Genomic DNA, 14,622 nt, shown 5'->3' with positions numbered 1-14,622 from the left:
TCCGTACCACAACGGGCGGGTGGGTGGGTGGGTCCAAAACATCGGGGGCGGGCGCCGAACCGGCGCCCGCCCCCGCGGGACTTGCTGCAATCGTGCGGCTCGGGCGCTTAGGCCTCGAGCTGCTCGTCGTAGAGCGCGGCCTCGTCGGCGCGGCCCGCGAGCGAGAACTGGCCGACCAGCGTGCGCAGCTCCGTGGCGGTCGCCGCGAGCGTCTCGGCACTCGCCGCGATCTGTTCGGTCGAGGCGGACGTCTCCTCGGTGGAGGCGCTCACCTGCTGCGTCGCGGCGCTGGTCTGCTCGGCGACGGCGGCCACCGAGGCGACCTCGTGGCCGACCTGCGACGACGTCGCGGAGAGCTGCTGGGCGGCCGCCGCGATCTGCGACACGCGACCCGACATCTCCTGGACGTGGTCGTTGATGACGTCGAACGCCTCACGGGCCTGCTCGACGACGGCGGCGCCCTCGTCGGTGCGGGTCCCGCCGAGCTCGACGACCTCGACCGCGCGCTTGGTCTCGTTCTGGATCTCGCCGATCAGGGCGGAGATCGAGGCCGCGGCCTGCGAGGACTCCTCGGCCAGCTTGCGGACCTCCTCGGCCACGACGGCGAAGCCGCGACCCTGCTCGCCGGCGCGAGCGGCCTCGATGGCCGCGTTGAGCGCCAGCAGGTTGGTCTGCTCGGCGATCGTCGTGATCGTGGAGACGATCCCGCCGATCTGCTCCGACTTGGCACCCAGGTCGCGGATCGCGTCCGTGGCCTCGCTGGACGCGGCGCGGACCTGCGCCATCGCCTCGGTCGCCGAGGCGACCGACGCGGCGCCGGTCACGGCGACCTCGCGGGCCGCCTCGGCGGCACGCGCGGTCTCGGCGGCGCTCTCGGCCGACGAGCGGGTGGCCTCGGCCATCTCGTCGGTCAGGCGACGCGCGCCCTCGACGGTGTTGACCTGCTTCTCGGCGCCGTGGGCGACCTCGCCGATCGCGTGGGCGATCTCGCCGACCGCGCGGCCGGCCTCGCCGGACGTGGCGGCCATCTGCTGCGAGGCGGACGACAGGATGTCCGCGGAGTCGCCAACGCGGCCGATCATCCCCGCGAGAGAGTCGAGCGACGTGTTGTAGGCCTCGATCGAGACGGCGGTGTCGGCGGTGATCTCGTCGATCATCTCCGCGATGTCGCCGATCTCGTCGGACGACGTGCGCCCGCCCTCGTGCGTGACGACCGTCGCGCGACGGGTCAGGTCACCCTCGGAGATGCCCTGGATGCCGTGGCGCAGCGACGCGGTGTCGTTCTCGCGCAGCGACTTCAGCTGCGTGCGGATGCGGCTGACGCCGCGCTTGATCTGGCCGGAGATGACCAGCGCGACCGCGAGGCCGAGGATGATCGACAGCAGCAGCGCGCCGAGGATCAGCTTGCGGCCCGAGTGGTAGGAGTCGTCGATCTTGCTGTAGGCGGTCTCGGCGGCCTTGTTGCCGGTGCTCGCCATCGAGAACGCGGTCGTGTCGATCGTCGTGATCGCCTGCTCGAGCTGCGTGGACAGCTTCGCGCTCTCGGCGGGGGAGATGCCCGGCTTTAGGATCGCGGCCAGCGTCGTGTTGTACGTCTTGACGTTGGCGATGACCTTGTCGGCCTGCGGCTTGACGGAGGCCGGGGCCTCGGCCAGCGCGGGCAGCACGACGGTCGCGAGCGCCTTCTGGTCCTTCTTGATGTTCGGAAGGACGTCCTTGGTGTTCTTGGCCAGCGCGGCCGGGTCGGCCGCGTACTTCGTGGCCATCAGGTTGTAGGTCAGGCTCTGGTTGGCCAGGTCCTTGGCCAAGGAGCTCCCGTACAGCGCCGCAGCGGTGGGCGTGTAGGTGTTGTTGTAGAGATTGGAGCCCTGGTTCTTGACGTCGCCGAGGCGATCAATGGCCAGCAGCGAGACGATGCCGGTCAGCACGACCAGCAGCAGGGAGCTCGCGAGGAGCTTGGTGCGAATGGAGAGACGCAGTGCGCCCATAAGGAGTACGACCTCTTGGAGAGTGGGGAATGCGACGGCCTCCAAGTAGGTCGACCTTCCAGCGGTAGGTTTGATGCCGCCGGACAGATGGCTTATCTGCGCCGTGCCGCGCTCAAGCGCCGAAGCGCTCAATACCTATAACTCGGCGAAGTGCCTGCTCTTCCGGTCTTTTTGCGAACGCGTTGCGCAGCACGTCGTTCCCAAGGGCATTACCAAGAGCGGCCATGATCATCCCCTGATCGAGGGAGAGGTAGGACCCCGATACCGTCCGCGTGCTGACGTTCACGGAGTCCCGGAAACCCCACTTCCCATAGAGCCCCGGGAAGTCCGCCGCGAGCTTGGCGAGATCGCCCTGCGCGGCCCGCGGCGCGTAGCGCAGCGCGAGGAACGCGGCGTGCGGGGTCACCACGCCACCGGAGTAGGCCTCAGGCTGCGGGTCAGGCTGGGCCGGCCGCGCGCCCGGGCAGCCCGGCAGGTCGAAGCCGTGGTCGACGAGCGTGCCAGCCTCGTCGGAGGGGTTGCCGTTGGGATCCATACCGGCGCCGTCGACGCCGTAGACCCCGTAGCCGCCCTCAGGCGTGTTGGACGGCGAGAAGCCCCAGTAACCGTAGCCCGCCTCGACCAGCCCGTGGTGGATCTGCGCGTGCACGGTCGCCGGGTGGTTGGCGCCCCACGACCGCGGCGCCCAACGCTCCTCGGGGACGAACAGCGCCGGCATCAAGGCCTCGAACATCGAGCCGCCCCACGACGGCACCAGCCGTTCGCCCGCGTACTCGTAAGTTCCCTCGAAGACCGGGACGCCGAAGTACGTGCGGGTCGTGCCGACCGGCTTCTGCTCCTGGAAGCTGTAGTCGCAGGTGTCGGGGAACGTGCGCCAGCGGCCGTAGTAGGCCTTTGCCGGGAGCTCGCCCTTGGCGATCCCGAGGTAGTCAACGATCCGGCTCTCGCTGACGAGCGTGTCGTAACAGCACGGCGACGCCTCCGGGTCGTCGGGCCGGAAGTGGAAGAGCACGCGGTTGACGTCGGCGCGGTAGTAGAAGCCGAAGTCCATCGCGTCGTAGAGCACCCCGGCGCGGCGGCCGAGATCGCCGCCCAGCGCACGTTGGGCGATCCGCAGGCCGACCGCCAGCCAGCCGTTGTCGACCGACGACAGGATCGGGTGGAACTCCTGGGACGGATCGGGCGGCCAGGCGGTGAGCTTCGCGCCCGTGCGGTGGTCGTACCAGTTGTAGAACTGGCCGGTGTCGCCGTAGCGCTCCATCCCCTCGAGCGTCGTGAGCGTCCGCGCGGCGCGCGCCTGCAGCTCGCGCCTGGAGATGATCCCGAGCCGCTGCGCCGCGACCGCGCTCCAGAGGTAGGCCCCGATGTTGGTCGTCGAGGTCTGGACGGAGGTCGTCCCGTCCGCGTTGAGGATGTCGGCCGGCAGCCCGGACCGGGCGTCGGTCATCGCCGCCATCGACGCCCACGTCTTGGCCGCGTAGTCGCGCAGCTGCGCGTTGCCGCCTCCCCCACCGTGGCCACCGTTCGCACCCGCGGGCGCGCACAGCAGCAGTGTCGCCATGAAGGCGCCGACCAGGACCCTGAACCGCATGCGCGCCCGCTACCCAGGCGCGCGACGCACCGAAACCCGCGTGCGTCAGCGCTTCTTCTTCTTGGCCTTCTTGTACTTCATCGTCAGCGTCTTGCGGCTCACCGTCTTGGTCTTCCCGTTGGCGAGCTTCTGCGTGACGATGTAGTCGATCTTCACCGAGCCCTTGGCCTTGAGGATCCGCTGGCCAAGCTTGTTGAGCTTGATGGTGACCTTGCGCTTCTCGCCGCCCTTCAAGGTCACCGACTTGGTCGCCAGCGTCTGCGGCTTGTGCTTCTTGGGCTTCTTCTTGGTCGACGACGGGAAGCCGACGACGTACTCGTGCGTCTGGACGAGGTAGATCAGCGAGCAGCGCGCCTGCGGCGGCCCGACGCAGATCTGGTTGGTGTTGATCTCGCCATTGCCGACCTGCGGCGGATCCAGGCGCGCGGTGCCGACGCTGACGGGCGCGGGCGTCGGCGCCGGCGTCTGCGTCACGGGCGGGGTCGTGGTGACCGGTGGCGTGGCGGGCGGTCCGCCCGGCGCGGGCGCGCCCCCGATGACGCCGGCCAGGCGGCCGACCTGCGAGGAGATGCCACTGCCGGTCGTCGTGAACCAGAGGTTCCCGGCGCGGTCAGGCGCGAGGCCGAGCGCGCTCGTCCCGGGCGTCTTGTACACGTTGAACGTCGGTGCCAGGCCAGCGCTGGCGGGCGGGATGATCTGCACCAGCGCGCTGGAGGCGCCGCCGTTGAACTGGTAGCTGGCCATCCAGACCGTGCCGTCGGGGGCGGCGGTCATCGCCCGCGGGTCGCCCTGGGGCAGGCCGATCGACGCCATCGTGTACTGGACCATCTGGTGACTGCTGGTGTCGAAGCGCCCGAACTTGTGGTTGAGGACGTTGGTGAACCACAGCCCGCCGTCGCCTGCGAACGCCAGGTCGGTCAGGCCGGTGCCGGTGTAGGAGCCCGAGCACGGCGCGGTCCCCTCGCACGGGCTGACCAAGTACTCCTCGTAGTTGCTGCCGGCACCGGAGTAGGTCGCGATCCGGTAGCCGGGGTTGCCCGGGTCCTCCTCGACAAACCACGGACGCCCGTCCTTGGGGTCGACCGTAATGCCCGACGGCTTGGCGTCGTAGCGCAGGCTGTTGATGGAGGTGTTGCCGTTCTGGATGGCGATGTTGGGGCCCTCGGTCGGGGTCCCGCCGGTCGTGTACGCGATCCGGCTGCCGTAGTAGTTCGGGCCAACGTTGGACGCGCTCTTCTCCGTGAACCAGACGCCGGGGCCCTTGGCCGCGGTCACGTCCCACAGGTCCTGATTGCCGCCCAGGCGGTAGGTGAACATGCCACCCGTCGTGCCGGCCGTGAACGCGGTCGGGTCGCCCCAGCCGACGTGCCCGTCGCTGCGGACCCAGTAGAGCTTGTGGTCGTCTGAGTTGTAGGCCACCGACCGCATCTGGTTGCCGCAGCAGTTGACCGCGGGATCCTCCGGCGTCGGAAAGCCGGTGATGCCGTTGCTCGTGCCGGGCGTCACCTGCGACGGGTCGATGCGCAGCAGCGAGGGCGACGGCTGCTGCTGCATCGGGTTCGACGGGCTGGTGTGGTTGGGCCCGGCGCCGCCGAACCAGATGTTGCCCTGGTCGTCGGCGGCGAGGCCGAAGCTCGCCCCCGTGTAGCCGGCCGGGAACGTGAAGTACTCGGGCGTCACCGCGCTCGCCGTGGCGGGCAAGCAGGTCGCCAGGACGAGGCTGATGGCCATCGCGATCCGTCGCATGGTGTAGGCCTATCAGCCCCGAGCGCGCGTTCCGAGCGCCGCGCTGACCGGGCTACGCGGAAGTACGTAACCCGGTCGCGCGAGGTGACCTGCCTTACTTCGACTGCGCGAGCGTTGCCTTCGCCGTGCGCTGCACGGCGGCATCAGGCTCGCTCTTGGGCACGAAGGAGACCGTGATCGTCGCCTTGACCGCCTTCTTGGCCAACAGCTTCTTGCCCGCCTTGGAGGCCTTCAGCGAGATCTTGTAGGAGCCGGCCTTCTTCGCCGTGACCGTGCCGGTGGCGACGGTCGTCTTGCCGGACTTCGCCACCGCGGTCAACTTGCCCGCAGCCGGCGCGGTGACCGTGGCGGTGCGGCCCGACACCTTGAACTTGGCTAGCGAGATCGCCAGCGTCGTCGTGCCCGAGGCGCCGTTGACGCCCGCGGCCCCGTCCTTGCCGGCCGGGCCGGCAGGGCCCGCAGGGCCGACCGGGCCCTGCGGCAGGTCGGCGGCGCGCGCGACCGAGATCGCGCTGATCACCGACTGCCCGGTCGTCGAGCCCGAGTACTGGTTGGACACGTAGGCCACGCCGGTAGCGGGATCGACGTCGACGTCGAGCGCGTTGCCCAGCGTCGGGACGCCGAGGACCCACTCGTCGGTGTCGGCGTCGATGACCGACACCAGGTGCGAGCCGAGGTCGGCCGAGTAGACCAGTCGGCGATCGGCGTCGACCGCGATCGCGTTCGGCGAACCGGTGGCGGCGATCGTCTTGACGACCTGGTGGTAGGTCGGGCTGGCCGGGTCGACGTCGACGACCGAGATCGTGCGGTCGCCCGAGTTGGCCGTGTAGACCTTCTTGCCGACCGGGTCGAAGCCAGGCCGCGCGTTGTTGCCGATGCCCGGGATCGTGTCGGTGATCGTGCCCGTGGTGAGGTCGATCACGTACAGGACGTTGCCCGCCGCAGCGCCGAATGTGCCCGCGTAGAGGATGCTGTTGGCCTCGTCGAGCGCGAGGCCGACCGCGCCCGGTACCGCGATCGTCCGCTCCACCGTCTTGGTGGCGAGGTCGAGCTGGGCGATCGTGCCGGTCGTCGCGTTGTAGTTGACGAAGTACGCCTTGTGGTGCGTGCTGTCGACCACGGGCGTGCGCGCGCGGAAGAAACCGTTGGCGGCTGCCGTCAGGATGTCGGTGTCCTTGGGCGAGGTCTGCGACTGCGGGAAGATCGCCACGCTGGACGTGCGCGTCTGGACCGTCACGATCGTGGGATCGGCGACGCCGTGGTCGACGGCCACGCCGTACGGGACGTTGGCGGTGCCGCGGTTGGTGCCGGTGGCGATGCCGGTCGTCGGGTTGGGCGTGCCGAACGTGTAGCCGCCGCCCGCGACGCCGTCGCTGCCGAGCAGGCCGGTGAACGACCAGTTGCGCAGCAAGGCATTGGTGTTGGTGTCGAAGGCCACCACCTTGCCGGTGGACGGGATCGTCACCGCCGTGACGTAGCCGGTGACCGTGCCGTCGTCGGCCTTCACCGGCGTCTTGGTGGCGGTGGTCGGCTGCGCGTCGGTGGCGTAGAGCCGGTGGTTGACCGGGTCGATCGCGGTCTCGTAGCCGAGGTTGATGCCGCCGTTGAGCGTCTGAGAAGACGAGGACCAGCCAGGCTGGTTGACGGGCGCCGCCTGGACGACGGCGGGCGTTGCGACCAGAGCGGTCGCGCCGATCAGCGCCGCGGCGCCGAGGCGGCGCGGACGAGCGGTTCTAGACAAGGCGCTCCTTCGATGAGCGTTTCGATGTGCGAGGTGAGACGGGCCGTCATCGACCCGGGGCCACCATGTAGGGTGACCTAATTAGGGCACCCTACAGATTTGCCTCGCCCTGCGTTAGGGCGCCCTAACTCACTTCTGCCGCCTCGATCACGGAAGACCCGATCAAGACCATGTCCTTCTCTCTGACCCGTCTGGGCGTGCTCGCCGTCGCGCTGCTCGCCCTCCTCCTCCCCGGCCACGCGCTGGCGGCGCCGGTCACCTACACCGCGCCCAGCGGCGCCGAGATCACGCTCGATCCCGGCGCCGTCGTCCCCGGCGGCCGCATCGCGATCAGCGGCGCGGGTTTCACCGGCAGCGGCGGTGCCGGCAGCCCGCTCGTCGCGGTCAAGCCCGACGACCAGGACCTGCTGTGGACCTACGGCGGCACGTCCGCCTACCCGGCGCAGGGCACCGCCGACGCGCCGATCTGGTTCGAGGTCGCCAACGACGGCACGTTCAGCGGCTGGATCGACGTCCCCGCCAACCTGAGCAAGACCGGGCCGGGCATCGGCGCCAACGCCGGGCGGCACTGGCTGCGCGTCCTGGCCGGCGCGTTCGGCACCGCCAACGACAACAAGGTCGCGATCCCGGCCAGCGTCCAGGCCTACTACGACGTGGTCGACCGCGTCACGCTCGGCGCCACCAGCGTCAGCGGGACGTTCTACCCGGGCACGACCTTCCAGGCCGGCTTGACCAGCGCGGTCACGCCGAAGGGCCTCGGCTTCACGCCGAGCACGGCGGTCGACGTAACGCTTGACGGCGCGACGCTAGCCGGCGCGTCGATCACCACCGACGCCGACGGCGCCTTCCCGAGCAGCTCGCGGGTGACGATCCCGGGCGGCACGACGCCGGGCGCGCACACGCTGGCGTTCGCTACCGGCGCGGTCACCGCCAGCGTCGCGATCACGGTGACCGCCGCGCCGACGGCGACGCTCGAGACGCCGTCCGTGCGCCCCGGCGGCACCGCCGCTGTCACCCTCGACGGCTTCCTCGGCGTCGACGGCAGCGGCCAGAAGGTCGCGCTGAAGATCGAGCCCAACCCGGTCAGCGCCTGCCTCGAGGCCGACGTCAACGGCGACGGCACGATCACGACGCCGGTCCCCTCCGGCCTGGCGCCCGGCAACTACACGATGCGCGTGCTGGCCGGCGCGTCGTGCGTCGAAGGCGGCACCCAGAACGACCTCCCCGGCCGGATGGTCCCGCTGACGCTGAACGTCAGCGACACCGCGCCGACCCAGACCGCGCCCGCGCTCGGCGGCCAGGGCGAGGCGATCGCGCTCTCTGGCGCCGGCTTCACGCCCGGCGACGCCGCGACCGCCTACCTCGACGGCGTCGCCGCCGGCACCCAGACGGTCAAGGACGCCGGCCAGGTCGTCATCACGGTCTCGCTGAAGGACGCCGCGCCGGGCACGCACGTGCTGCGCCTGCGGACCGCCAGCGCGGGGACCGCGTCGACGATCACGATCGCCTCCGCGCCGGCCGGCACGATCACGACGACAAAGGTCGTCCCGGGCGGGACGCTGACCGTGGACGTCAGCGGCTTCCGCAAGGGCGACGGCAGCGGCGGGCAGAAGGTCGGGATCAAGATCGACAGCGGCGACGTCCTGGGCTGCGTCACGACCGATGCCGACGGCAAGGGCACCGGCACGATCACCGTCCCGGCGTCCACGACGCTCGGCGACCACAGCGTGCGCCTGCTGGCCGGCACCGCCTGCGTCTCGGGCGCGGCGGTCAGCGAGGCGCCGGCGCGCAGCGTCCAGGTGTCGTTCACGGTGCTCGCGCCCGACCCGACACCGACCGATCCGAAGCCGACCGACCCGAAGCCGGCGCCGCCGGTCACCCCGGGCGGCACGACGACCACCGCCAAGCCGACCGCCGCCACGGTCAAGAAGGCACAGGTCAAGAGCGGCAAGTTGGTGTTGACGCTCAGCGGCGGCACGGCCAAGAAGGTGAAGGTGTCGGTCACCACGTCGGTCAAGGTCAAGCTGACCCGCAAGGGCAAGGCGAAGGTCGTGACGCTGGCGACCGCCACGGTCACCCGCGCCGGGACGGTCAAGCTCACGCTGACCAAGGACGGCAAGGCGCTGCTCAAGCTCCACAAGAAGATCAAGGTGAAGGTCAAGGTCACGCCGTCGACCGGCGGCGGCAAGGCCATCACCACCACCTTGACCTTGACGAAGGCATGAGCATGCGCAAGCGCCTGATCCTCCTCGCCACGACCGGGGCGCTCGCCGTCCCGGCCGCCGCGCAGGCGGCCACCTTCTCCGTGACGTTTCCGACCGACCCGCAGTCCGGGCCCTACACGCCTGGCACCGTGGAGGCCAGCCCGGGCGACAGCGTCACGTTCACGGGTAGCTTCGAGAACCACCCGCTGGAGTGGGTCACCGGCGACTTCACCCCGCAGGAGACCGGGACGAGCAGGACCTACACCTTCGCCAAGCCCGGCACCTACAAGTTCTTCTGCGACTTCCACGAGGACATGACCGGCACCGTCCACGTCGCGGGCAACCAGCTCGCCACGCCGGACTTCACGGTCTCGCCGTCCCCCACGACCAACGCGAAAGTCACCTTCGACGCCAGCGCGATCGCCGATCCTGACGGCACGGTGACCAAGGTCGAGTGGGACCTCGACGGCAACGGCAGCTTCGAGACCTCCGGCACGGCGCGCGTCGTCAGCAAGACCTACACCAAGGCCGGGACCTACGGCGTAGGCGTCCGCTACGTCGACGACGGCCACGAGACGTCGGCGGCGACGCGGCACGACGTGGTCGTGGCCGACCCGGCGACCGGCGGCAGCACGGGCGGTGGTGGCTCGACGGGAGGCGGCGCCACGGGCGGTGGCGCGACCGGCGGTGGCGGCTCCGCCGGCGGCGGCGCCACGACCGGCGCGGGGACCAACGACACCGTCGCGCCCAAGCCCACGCTGCGCTCGGCCATGCTGGCGCTCAAGGGCCGCGTCGCGTCCCTGCTGGTGCGCCTCGACGAGGCCGGCTCGGGTACCGCGACCCTCAAGCGCGGCTCCACGATCCTGGGCAAGGCCACCATCAAGAAGCTCGCCAAGGGCGACGCCGCCGTCAAGCTCACGTTGACCGAGGCCGCCGCCGCCAAGGTCCGCAAGGGCCACCCGCTCGCGACGACGCTGACGCTCGTCGTGCGCGACGCCGCCGGCAATGCGCGCACGCTGAAGAAGGCGGTGACCCTGCGCCGCTAGGCGGCACCGCCAACCGCCTAGGATCCAACCGCGATGGATCCCTTCACCTCCCAGGACCGCGCGGCGCTGTGCGAGGCCGCGCAGGCGGTCTCGGAGTCCGGGCTCGTCGTCGGCTCGGCGGGCAACCTCAGCGTCCGCTCCGGCGACGGCGCCCACCTGCTGATCACGCCGATGGGCGCGCGATTGCCCGCGATCGACCCGGACGACTTGGTCTGCGTGGCGATCGCCGACGGCGCGGTCGACCCCGGGCACGCGCGCACCTCGCGTCCGTCGTCGGAGACCCCGCTGCACCGCGCGGTCTACGCGGCCGCGGGCGGGCGGGCCGACCTCACCGCGATCGTCCACACGCACTCGACGTTCGCCACCGCGCTGTCGGCGGTCGTCGCCGAGCTGCCCGCCGTGCACTACGTGGCATCCGCGTTCGGCGGGCCGGTGCGCGTTGCGCCCTACGCGACCTACGGTTCAGACGACCTGGCCGCGGGCGTCGCCGCAGCGCTCGAAGGCCGCAGCGCCGCGCTGATGGCCAACCACGGCGCGGTCGCGCTCGGGACGTCCGCCGCGCACGCCGTCGAGCAGGCCCAGCAGCTCGAGTGGTGGGCGTCGGTCTACTGGCACGCACGCGTCTTCGCCGGGGCGGGCGGCGAGCCGGCGATCCTCAGCGACGCGCAGCTCGCCGACGTGGCCGAGCAGCACCGCGCGCTGCGCTACTCCGCCGCGGCGACCGACACCAAGTAGTTGTTGAGCTGCTTCATGGCCCGCTCGTAGGGCCACGGGAAGACGCGCTGGAAGAACGCGCCCACGGCCGTGTCGGGCGACGTGTAAACCATGTACTTGTTCTTGCGCACGCCCTTGAGGATGCAGGCGGCAACGTGCTCGGGCGACTTGGCGTGGCGCTCGAAGCGGCCGATCAGTTTCTTGATCTTCGGGTCGTCGCGGTCGACCCCGACGATCACGGCGCTGGCCACCAGGGGCGTCTTAACCGCGCCCGGGCAGACGAGCGACACGCCGATCCCGTGGCGTGCGAGGTCGAAGCGCAGGACCTCCGAGACGCCGCGCAGCCCGAACTTCGACGCGCTGTAGGCCGCGTGCCACGGCAGCCCGAAGAGCGCGGCGGCCGACGCGACGTTGACGACGTGCCCGCCCCGCCCCGCCGCGATCATCGGCGGCACGAACGCCGACAGCACGTGGATCGGCCCCATCAGGTTGACCTCGACCTGCGCGCGCCAGTGCTCGCGCTGCAGCTGCTCGATCGACCCCCAGGTCGAGATGCCGGCGACGTTCATCACCACGCCGACGGCGCCGTGGGCGGCGTGGACCTCGGCCGCGAACGCCTCGACCGCGTCGCCATCGCTGACGTCGAGCGCCGCGCTGTGCAGGACGGTCCCACCCGCGGCCTGAACGTCGCGCACGGTCCCCGCCAGCCTTTCGGCGGCGACATCGGTCAGCACCAACCGGGCGCCCTGCGCGGCGGCGGCCAGTGCCGTCGCACGGCCGATGCCCGACGCAGCACCGGTGATCAACACGGAACGATCGCGGATCTCCATCGTCCTATCCTCTCCGGGTCGCGATCGCCTGCAACGCACGCGACGCGCGCGACCGTGGCGCGGCCGGGTCCGGCAGCGCCTCGACCTGCACGCCGAGCGAGTTAAGGGTCATCGCGAGCATGATGTAGTGGCCGGTCAGCAGGCAGATCTCGATCAGCTCCTGCTCGCCGTACTCGCGCGCGAGCTCCGCCCACAGCTCGTCGCCGATCCGGTCGTGGTCGTGCAGCTCGTCGACGGCGCGCAGCAACAGCGCTTGGCGCACGCTCCACCCTGGCGCCTCGGCGCCGAGCCGGATGCGCTCGATCTGCGCCTCGGTCAGCCCGGCCGCGCGCCCGAGCCGCACGTGCTGCTGCCACTCGTAGTCGCTGCCGGTCACGCGCGCGACGCGCAAGATGATCAACTCGCTCTCCTCGCGCGGCAGCGTCCCGCCAGGCATCAGCCGCCCGGCGAAGCGCAGCCACGGGCGGAAGACGCGCCGGTGGCGCGCAAGCGTCGTGAAGACGTGCGGCGGCGGACCACCGGTCGCCACTCCGAGAAGTCGCGCGATCGCCCAGTTGACGCGGCCGATCTCGCGCGGACCGCCCGGGGCGATGCGCGGTGCCTCGCTGCTCATGAACGCGACCGTATCCGACCCTGCCCCGGCGCGCGGCACACGCCGGTACGCGATCTTGCGTACACGGCTCAGCGCACGCCTTGCCGCGCCGTCAAGCCGTCCATAGCGTCGCCGTCGTCGATGGACGGACTGCGCGAGCGTGACCTGCAGAACCTGCTGGAGATCCTCGGCGAGGTCCACCACGCCGAGGACGTCCCGTCGTTCCGGGCTGCGCTGCTGGACGTCGTCCCGCGCGTGATCCCCAACGCCTACACCTCCTACAACGAGTTCGGCGCCGACGGCACGCCGCTGGTGGCGATCGTCACGCCGATGCCCGAGCAGCGGCTGCTGGAGAACTGGGCCCGTTTCGGCCACCAGAGCCCGCTCGTCGAGCGTTACCTGCGCACGCGCGATCCGCGCGCCTACCGGCTCAGCGACGTCATCGCCCAGGCCGAGTTCCAGCAGCGCGACCTCTACCGCGAGGTCTTCGCGCCGCTCGGCGTCGAGCACCAGCTCGTCGTGACGCTGCCCGCGCCGCCGACGCTGTTGATCGGCCTCGCGCTGGCCGACGCGCGCGACTTCACCGACGGCGAGCGCCGCGTGCTGGACCTCGCGCGCCCGCACCTGATCCAGGCCCACGCCAACGCGGCGCTGCGCGAGCGGCTGCGCGACGTGCTCGCCGCGGTCGAGGCGGGGTTGGACGACGGCGGCGACGCGGTCGTCGTGATCGACGCGCGCGGGCGCGTCGCGCTGGCCACCCGCGCCGGGCGCGCGTCGCTGCGGGCGCTGGGCGCCAGCCGATCACCCGACGCCGGGCTGCCCGCGCCGCTGGCCGACCTGCTGGCCGCGCGCAAGGCGCCGACGCACGCGCTCCTCGCTCGGGCGGACGGCGCCGAGCCGATCGTCGTCCGCCGGCTGTCGCGCGCGGCGGGTGGCGCGACCGTCGTGGTCTTCGAGCGCAGCGGGCGCGCCGCGTCACGCGAGCTGCTGGAGGCGCTCGGCCTCTCACCGCGCGAGGCCGAGGTCCTGCAGCTGATGATGCGCGGCCAGACGACCGCGGCGATCGCCACCGACCTGCAGGTCTCGCCGCGCACGGTCTCCAAGCACGCCGAGCGCATCTACGACAAGCTCGGCGTGCACGACCGCGTCGCGGCGGTCAGCGCCGCGTGGTCGGCGCTGGACTCGGGCCGGACGGCGCTCAGCGCATAGCCGCCGCCAGCGTCTTGCCGGCCAGCTCGACCTTCTCCAGGTCGTCGACCTGCGGCATGTTGACGATGACGCCGTCCAGGCCGGCTTCGCGGTGAGCGGCGAGCTGCTCGGTGATGCCGTCGGGGTCGCCGAACATCACCATGGCGTCGAAGCGCTCGCCCATCGGGCCGCGCAGGGGCTCGGCCGCGGCGGCCGCCTCTTCGTGGGTGTCGGCGATCACCAGCGTTGCGAGCTTGGTGCGCGTGATCTCCGACGGATCGCGCCCGACGGTCTCGCAGTGGCCGTCGATGACCGACATGAGGTGCTTGATCCGCTCGACGTCGCCGAAGACGTTGGAGGCCTCGGCGTACTGGGCGACCATCCGCAAGGTCTTCTTCTCGCCGGAGCCGCCGATCAAGATAGGGATGTCGCCCCGCAGCGGCTTGGGGTTGTTGTAGGCGTCCTTGATGTGATGGCGCTCGCCGTCGACCGTCGCCTGGCCGGCGTCGCCGGTGAACATCGCCCGGAAGATCCGCAGGCCGTCCTCGAGCTGCTCGAAGCGCACGCCCAGCGGCGGGAACTCATAGCCGTAGGCCAAGGACTCGCTCTCGTTCCAGGCCGCGCCGATCCCGAGGATCGCGCGGCCGCCGGAGAGGATGTCGATGGTGGTGGTGATCTTGGCCAGCAGCGCCGGGTTGCGGTAGTGGATGCCGCCAACCATCAGGCCGAGCTGGGCCTTCTTGGTGACCGCCGCGAGCGCGCCCAGCGTCGTCGGACCTTCCAACATCCAGTTCTCGTCCGGCCCCACGCCGCGGATCTGATGGAGGTGGTCCATCACGTACACCGAGTCAAAGCCCGCGTCCTCCGCCGTGGTGGCGATGGCGGTGAGCCGGGCGAGCAGATCGCCCGGCTCGTTCGCCACCCGGTTGAAGTCGGGGATCTGCAAGCCAGCGCGGATGATCGGAGCCATGCTCTAGATCCT

The 14,622-nt window shown here is 71.1% G+C and carries 11 protein-coding genes; 4 read left to right on the top strand and 7 right to left on the bottom strand.

Going from position 1 to position 14,622, the window contains the following annotated elements; genetic code table 11:
* Positions 1-107: 107 nt before the first annotated feature.
* The 4 genes from ACT01A_RS24730 to ACT01A_RS24715 all read right to left on the bottom strand — a co-directional run bounded on the left by ACT01A_RS24730 (position 108) and on the right by ACT01A_RS24715 (position 7,066).
* Positions 108-1,988, bottom strand: coding sequence for a methyl-accepting chemotaxis protein (locus ACT01A_RS24730; protein ID WP_445149776.1), 1,881 nt, complete (start codon positions 1,986-1,988; stop codon positions 108-110).
* 112 nt (positions 1,989-2,100) lie between these two features.
* A complete protein-coding gene (locus ACT01A_RS24725; RefSeq protein ID WP_445149775.1) occupies positions 2,101-3,579 on the bottom strand; it encodes a glucoamylase family protein in 1,479 nt (492 codons plus the stop codon).
* Between the two features lie 45 nt (positions 3,580-3,624).
* Positions 3,625-5,325 (bottom strand): Vgb family protein, encoded by a 1,701-nt coding sequence (locus ACT01A_RS24720; RefSeq protein ID WP_445149774.1) that lies wholly within the window; start codon positions 5,323-5,325, stop codon positions 3,625-3,627.
* A gap of 94 nt (positions 5,326-5,419) precedes the next feature.
* Positions 5,420-7,066 (bottom strand): YncE family protein, encoded by a 1,647-nt coding sequence (locus tag ACT01A_RS24715; RefSeq protein ID WP_445149773.1) that lies wholly within the window; start codon positions 7,064-7,066, stop codon positions 5,420-5,422.
* Positions 7,067-7,236: 170 nt separating this feature from the next.
* Between ACT01A_RS24715 and ACT01A_RS24710 the strand changes: the two genes are divergently transcribed.
* From ACT01A_RS24710 to ACT01A_RS24700, 3 genes are read left to right on the top strand one after another with little or no spacing between them, the layout of a single operon-like run.
* On the top strand, positions 7,237-9,291 hold the full coding sequence (locus ACT01A_RS24710) for a hypothetical protein (RefSeq protein WP_445149772.1): 2,055 nt from the start codon (positions 7,237-7,239) through the stop codon (positions 9,289-9,291).
* Positions 9,288-10,316 carry a PKD domain-containing protein gene (locus tag ACT01A_RS24705; protein ID WP_445149771.1) on the top strand — a complete coding sequence of 343 codons (1,029 nt, stop codon included), beginning with the start codon at positions 9,288-9,290 and terminating at the stop codon, positions 10,314-10,316. Before ACT01A_RS24710 ends, ACT01A_RS24705 begins: the two co-directional genes overlap by 4 nt.
* A 33-nt stretch (positions 10,317-10,349) precedes the next feature.
* Positions 10,350-11,051: a class II aldolase/adducin family protein gene (locus ACT01A_RS24700; protein ID WP_445149770.1), complete on the top strand. Its 702-nt coding sequence runs from the start codon at positions 10,350-10,352 to the stop codon at positions 11,049-11,051.
* Here ACT01A_RS24700 and ACT01A_RS24695 read toward each other — a convergent pair.
* Positions 11,021-11,860: an SDR family oxidoreductase gene (locus ACT01A_RS24695; protein WP_445149769.1), complete on the bottom strand. Its 840-nt coding sequence runs from the start codon at positions 11,858-11,860 to the stop codon at positions 11,021-11,023. The two genes, ACT01A_RS24700 and ACT01A_RS24695, sit on opposite strands and share 31 nt — an antisense overlap.
* 4 nt (positions 11,861-11,864) lie before the next feature.
* Positions 11,865-12,473, bottom strand: coding sequence for a carboxymuconolactone decarboxylase family protein (locus tag ACT01A_RS24690; protein ID WP_445149768.1), 609 nt, complete (start codon positions 12,471-12,473; stop codon positions 11,865-11,867).
* A gap of 120 nt (positions 12,474-12,593) precedes the next feature.
* On the opposite strand from ACT01A_RS24690, the gene ACT01A_RS24685 reads away from it, so the two are divergent.
* On the top strand, positions 12,594-13,661 hold the full coding sequence (locus ACT01A_RS24685; protein WP_445149767.1) for a helix-turn-helix transcriptional regulator: 1,068 nt from the start codon (positions 12,594-12,596) through the stop codon (positions 13,659-13,661).
* On the opposite strand, the gene ACT01A_RS24680 is transcribed toward ACT01A_RS24685, so the two are convergent.
* A complete protein-coding gene (locus ACT01A_RS24680; RefSeq protein WP_445149766.1) occupies positions 13,651-14,610 on the bottom strand; it encodes an LLM class F420-dependent oxidoreductase in 960 nt (319 codons plus the stop codon). The genes ACT01A_RS24685 and ACT01A_RS24680 overlap by 11 nt on opposite strands.
* Between the last annotated feature and the right edge of the window lie 12 nt (positions 14,611-14,622).

Source organism: Baekduia sp. Peel2402, from assembly GCF_052567285.1.
Note: the sequence above shows the minus strand (reverse complement) of the source record. Positions and strands in the feature narration are given on the sequence as shown.

Excerpts from the sequence above, each read along its gene's own strand:
- ACT01A_RS24730 (WP_445149776.1), bottom strand. The coding sequence starts at position 1,988 with ATGGGCGCACTGCGTCTCTCCATTCGCACCAAGCTCCTCGCGAGCTCC.
- ACT01A_RS24725 (WP_445149775.1), bottom strand. The coding sequence starts at position 3,579 with ATGCGGTTCAGGGTCCTGGTCGGCGCCTTCATGGCGACACTGCTGCTG.
- ACT01A_RS24720 (WP_445149774.1), bottom strand. The coding sequence starts at position 5,325 with ATGCGACGGATCGCGATGGCCATCAGCCTCGTCCTGGCGACCTGCTTG.
- ACT01A_RS24710 (WP_445149772.1), top strand. The coding sequence starts at position 7,237 with ATGTCCTTCTCTCTGACCCGTCTGGGCGTGCTCGCCGTCGCGCTGCTC.
- ACT01A_RS24705 (WP_445149771.1), top strand. The coding sequence starts at position 9,288 with ATGAGCATGCGCAAGCGCCTGATCCTCCTCGCCACGACCGGGGCGCTC.
- ACT01A_RS24700 (WP_445149770.1), top strand. The coding sequence starts at position 10,350 with ATGGATCCCTTCACCTCCCAGGACCGCGCGGCGCTGTGCGAGGCCGCG.
- ACT01A_RS24695 (WP_445149769.1), bottom strand. The coding sequence starts at position 11,860 with ATGGAGATCCGCGATCGTTCCGTGTTGATCACCGGTGCTGCGTCGGGC.
- ACT01A_RS24690 (WP_445149768.1), bottom strand. The coding sequence starts at position 12,473 with ATGAGCAGCGAGGCACCGCGCATCGCCCCGGGCGGTCCGCGCGAGATC.
- ACT01A_RS24685 (WP_445149767.1), top strand. The coding sequence starts at position 12,594 with ATGGACGGACTGCGCGAGCGTGACCTGCAGAACCTGCTGGAGATCCTC.
- ACT01A_RS24680 (WP_445149766.1), bottom strand. The coding sequence starts at position 14,610 with ATGGCTCCGATCATCCGCGCTGGCTTGCAGATCCCCGACTTCAACCGG.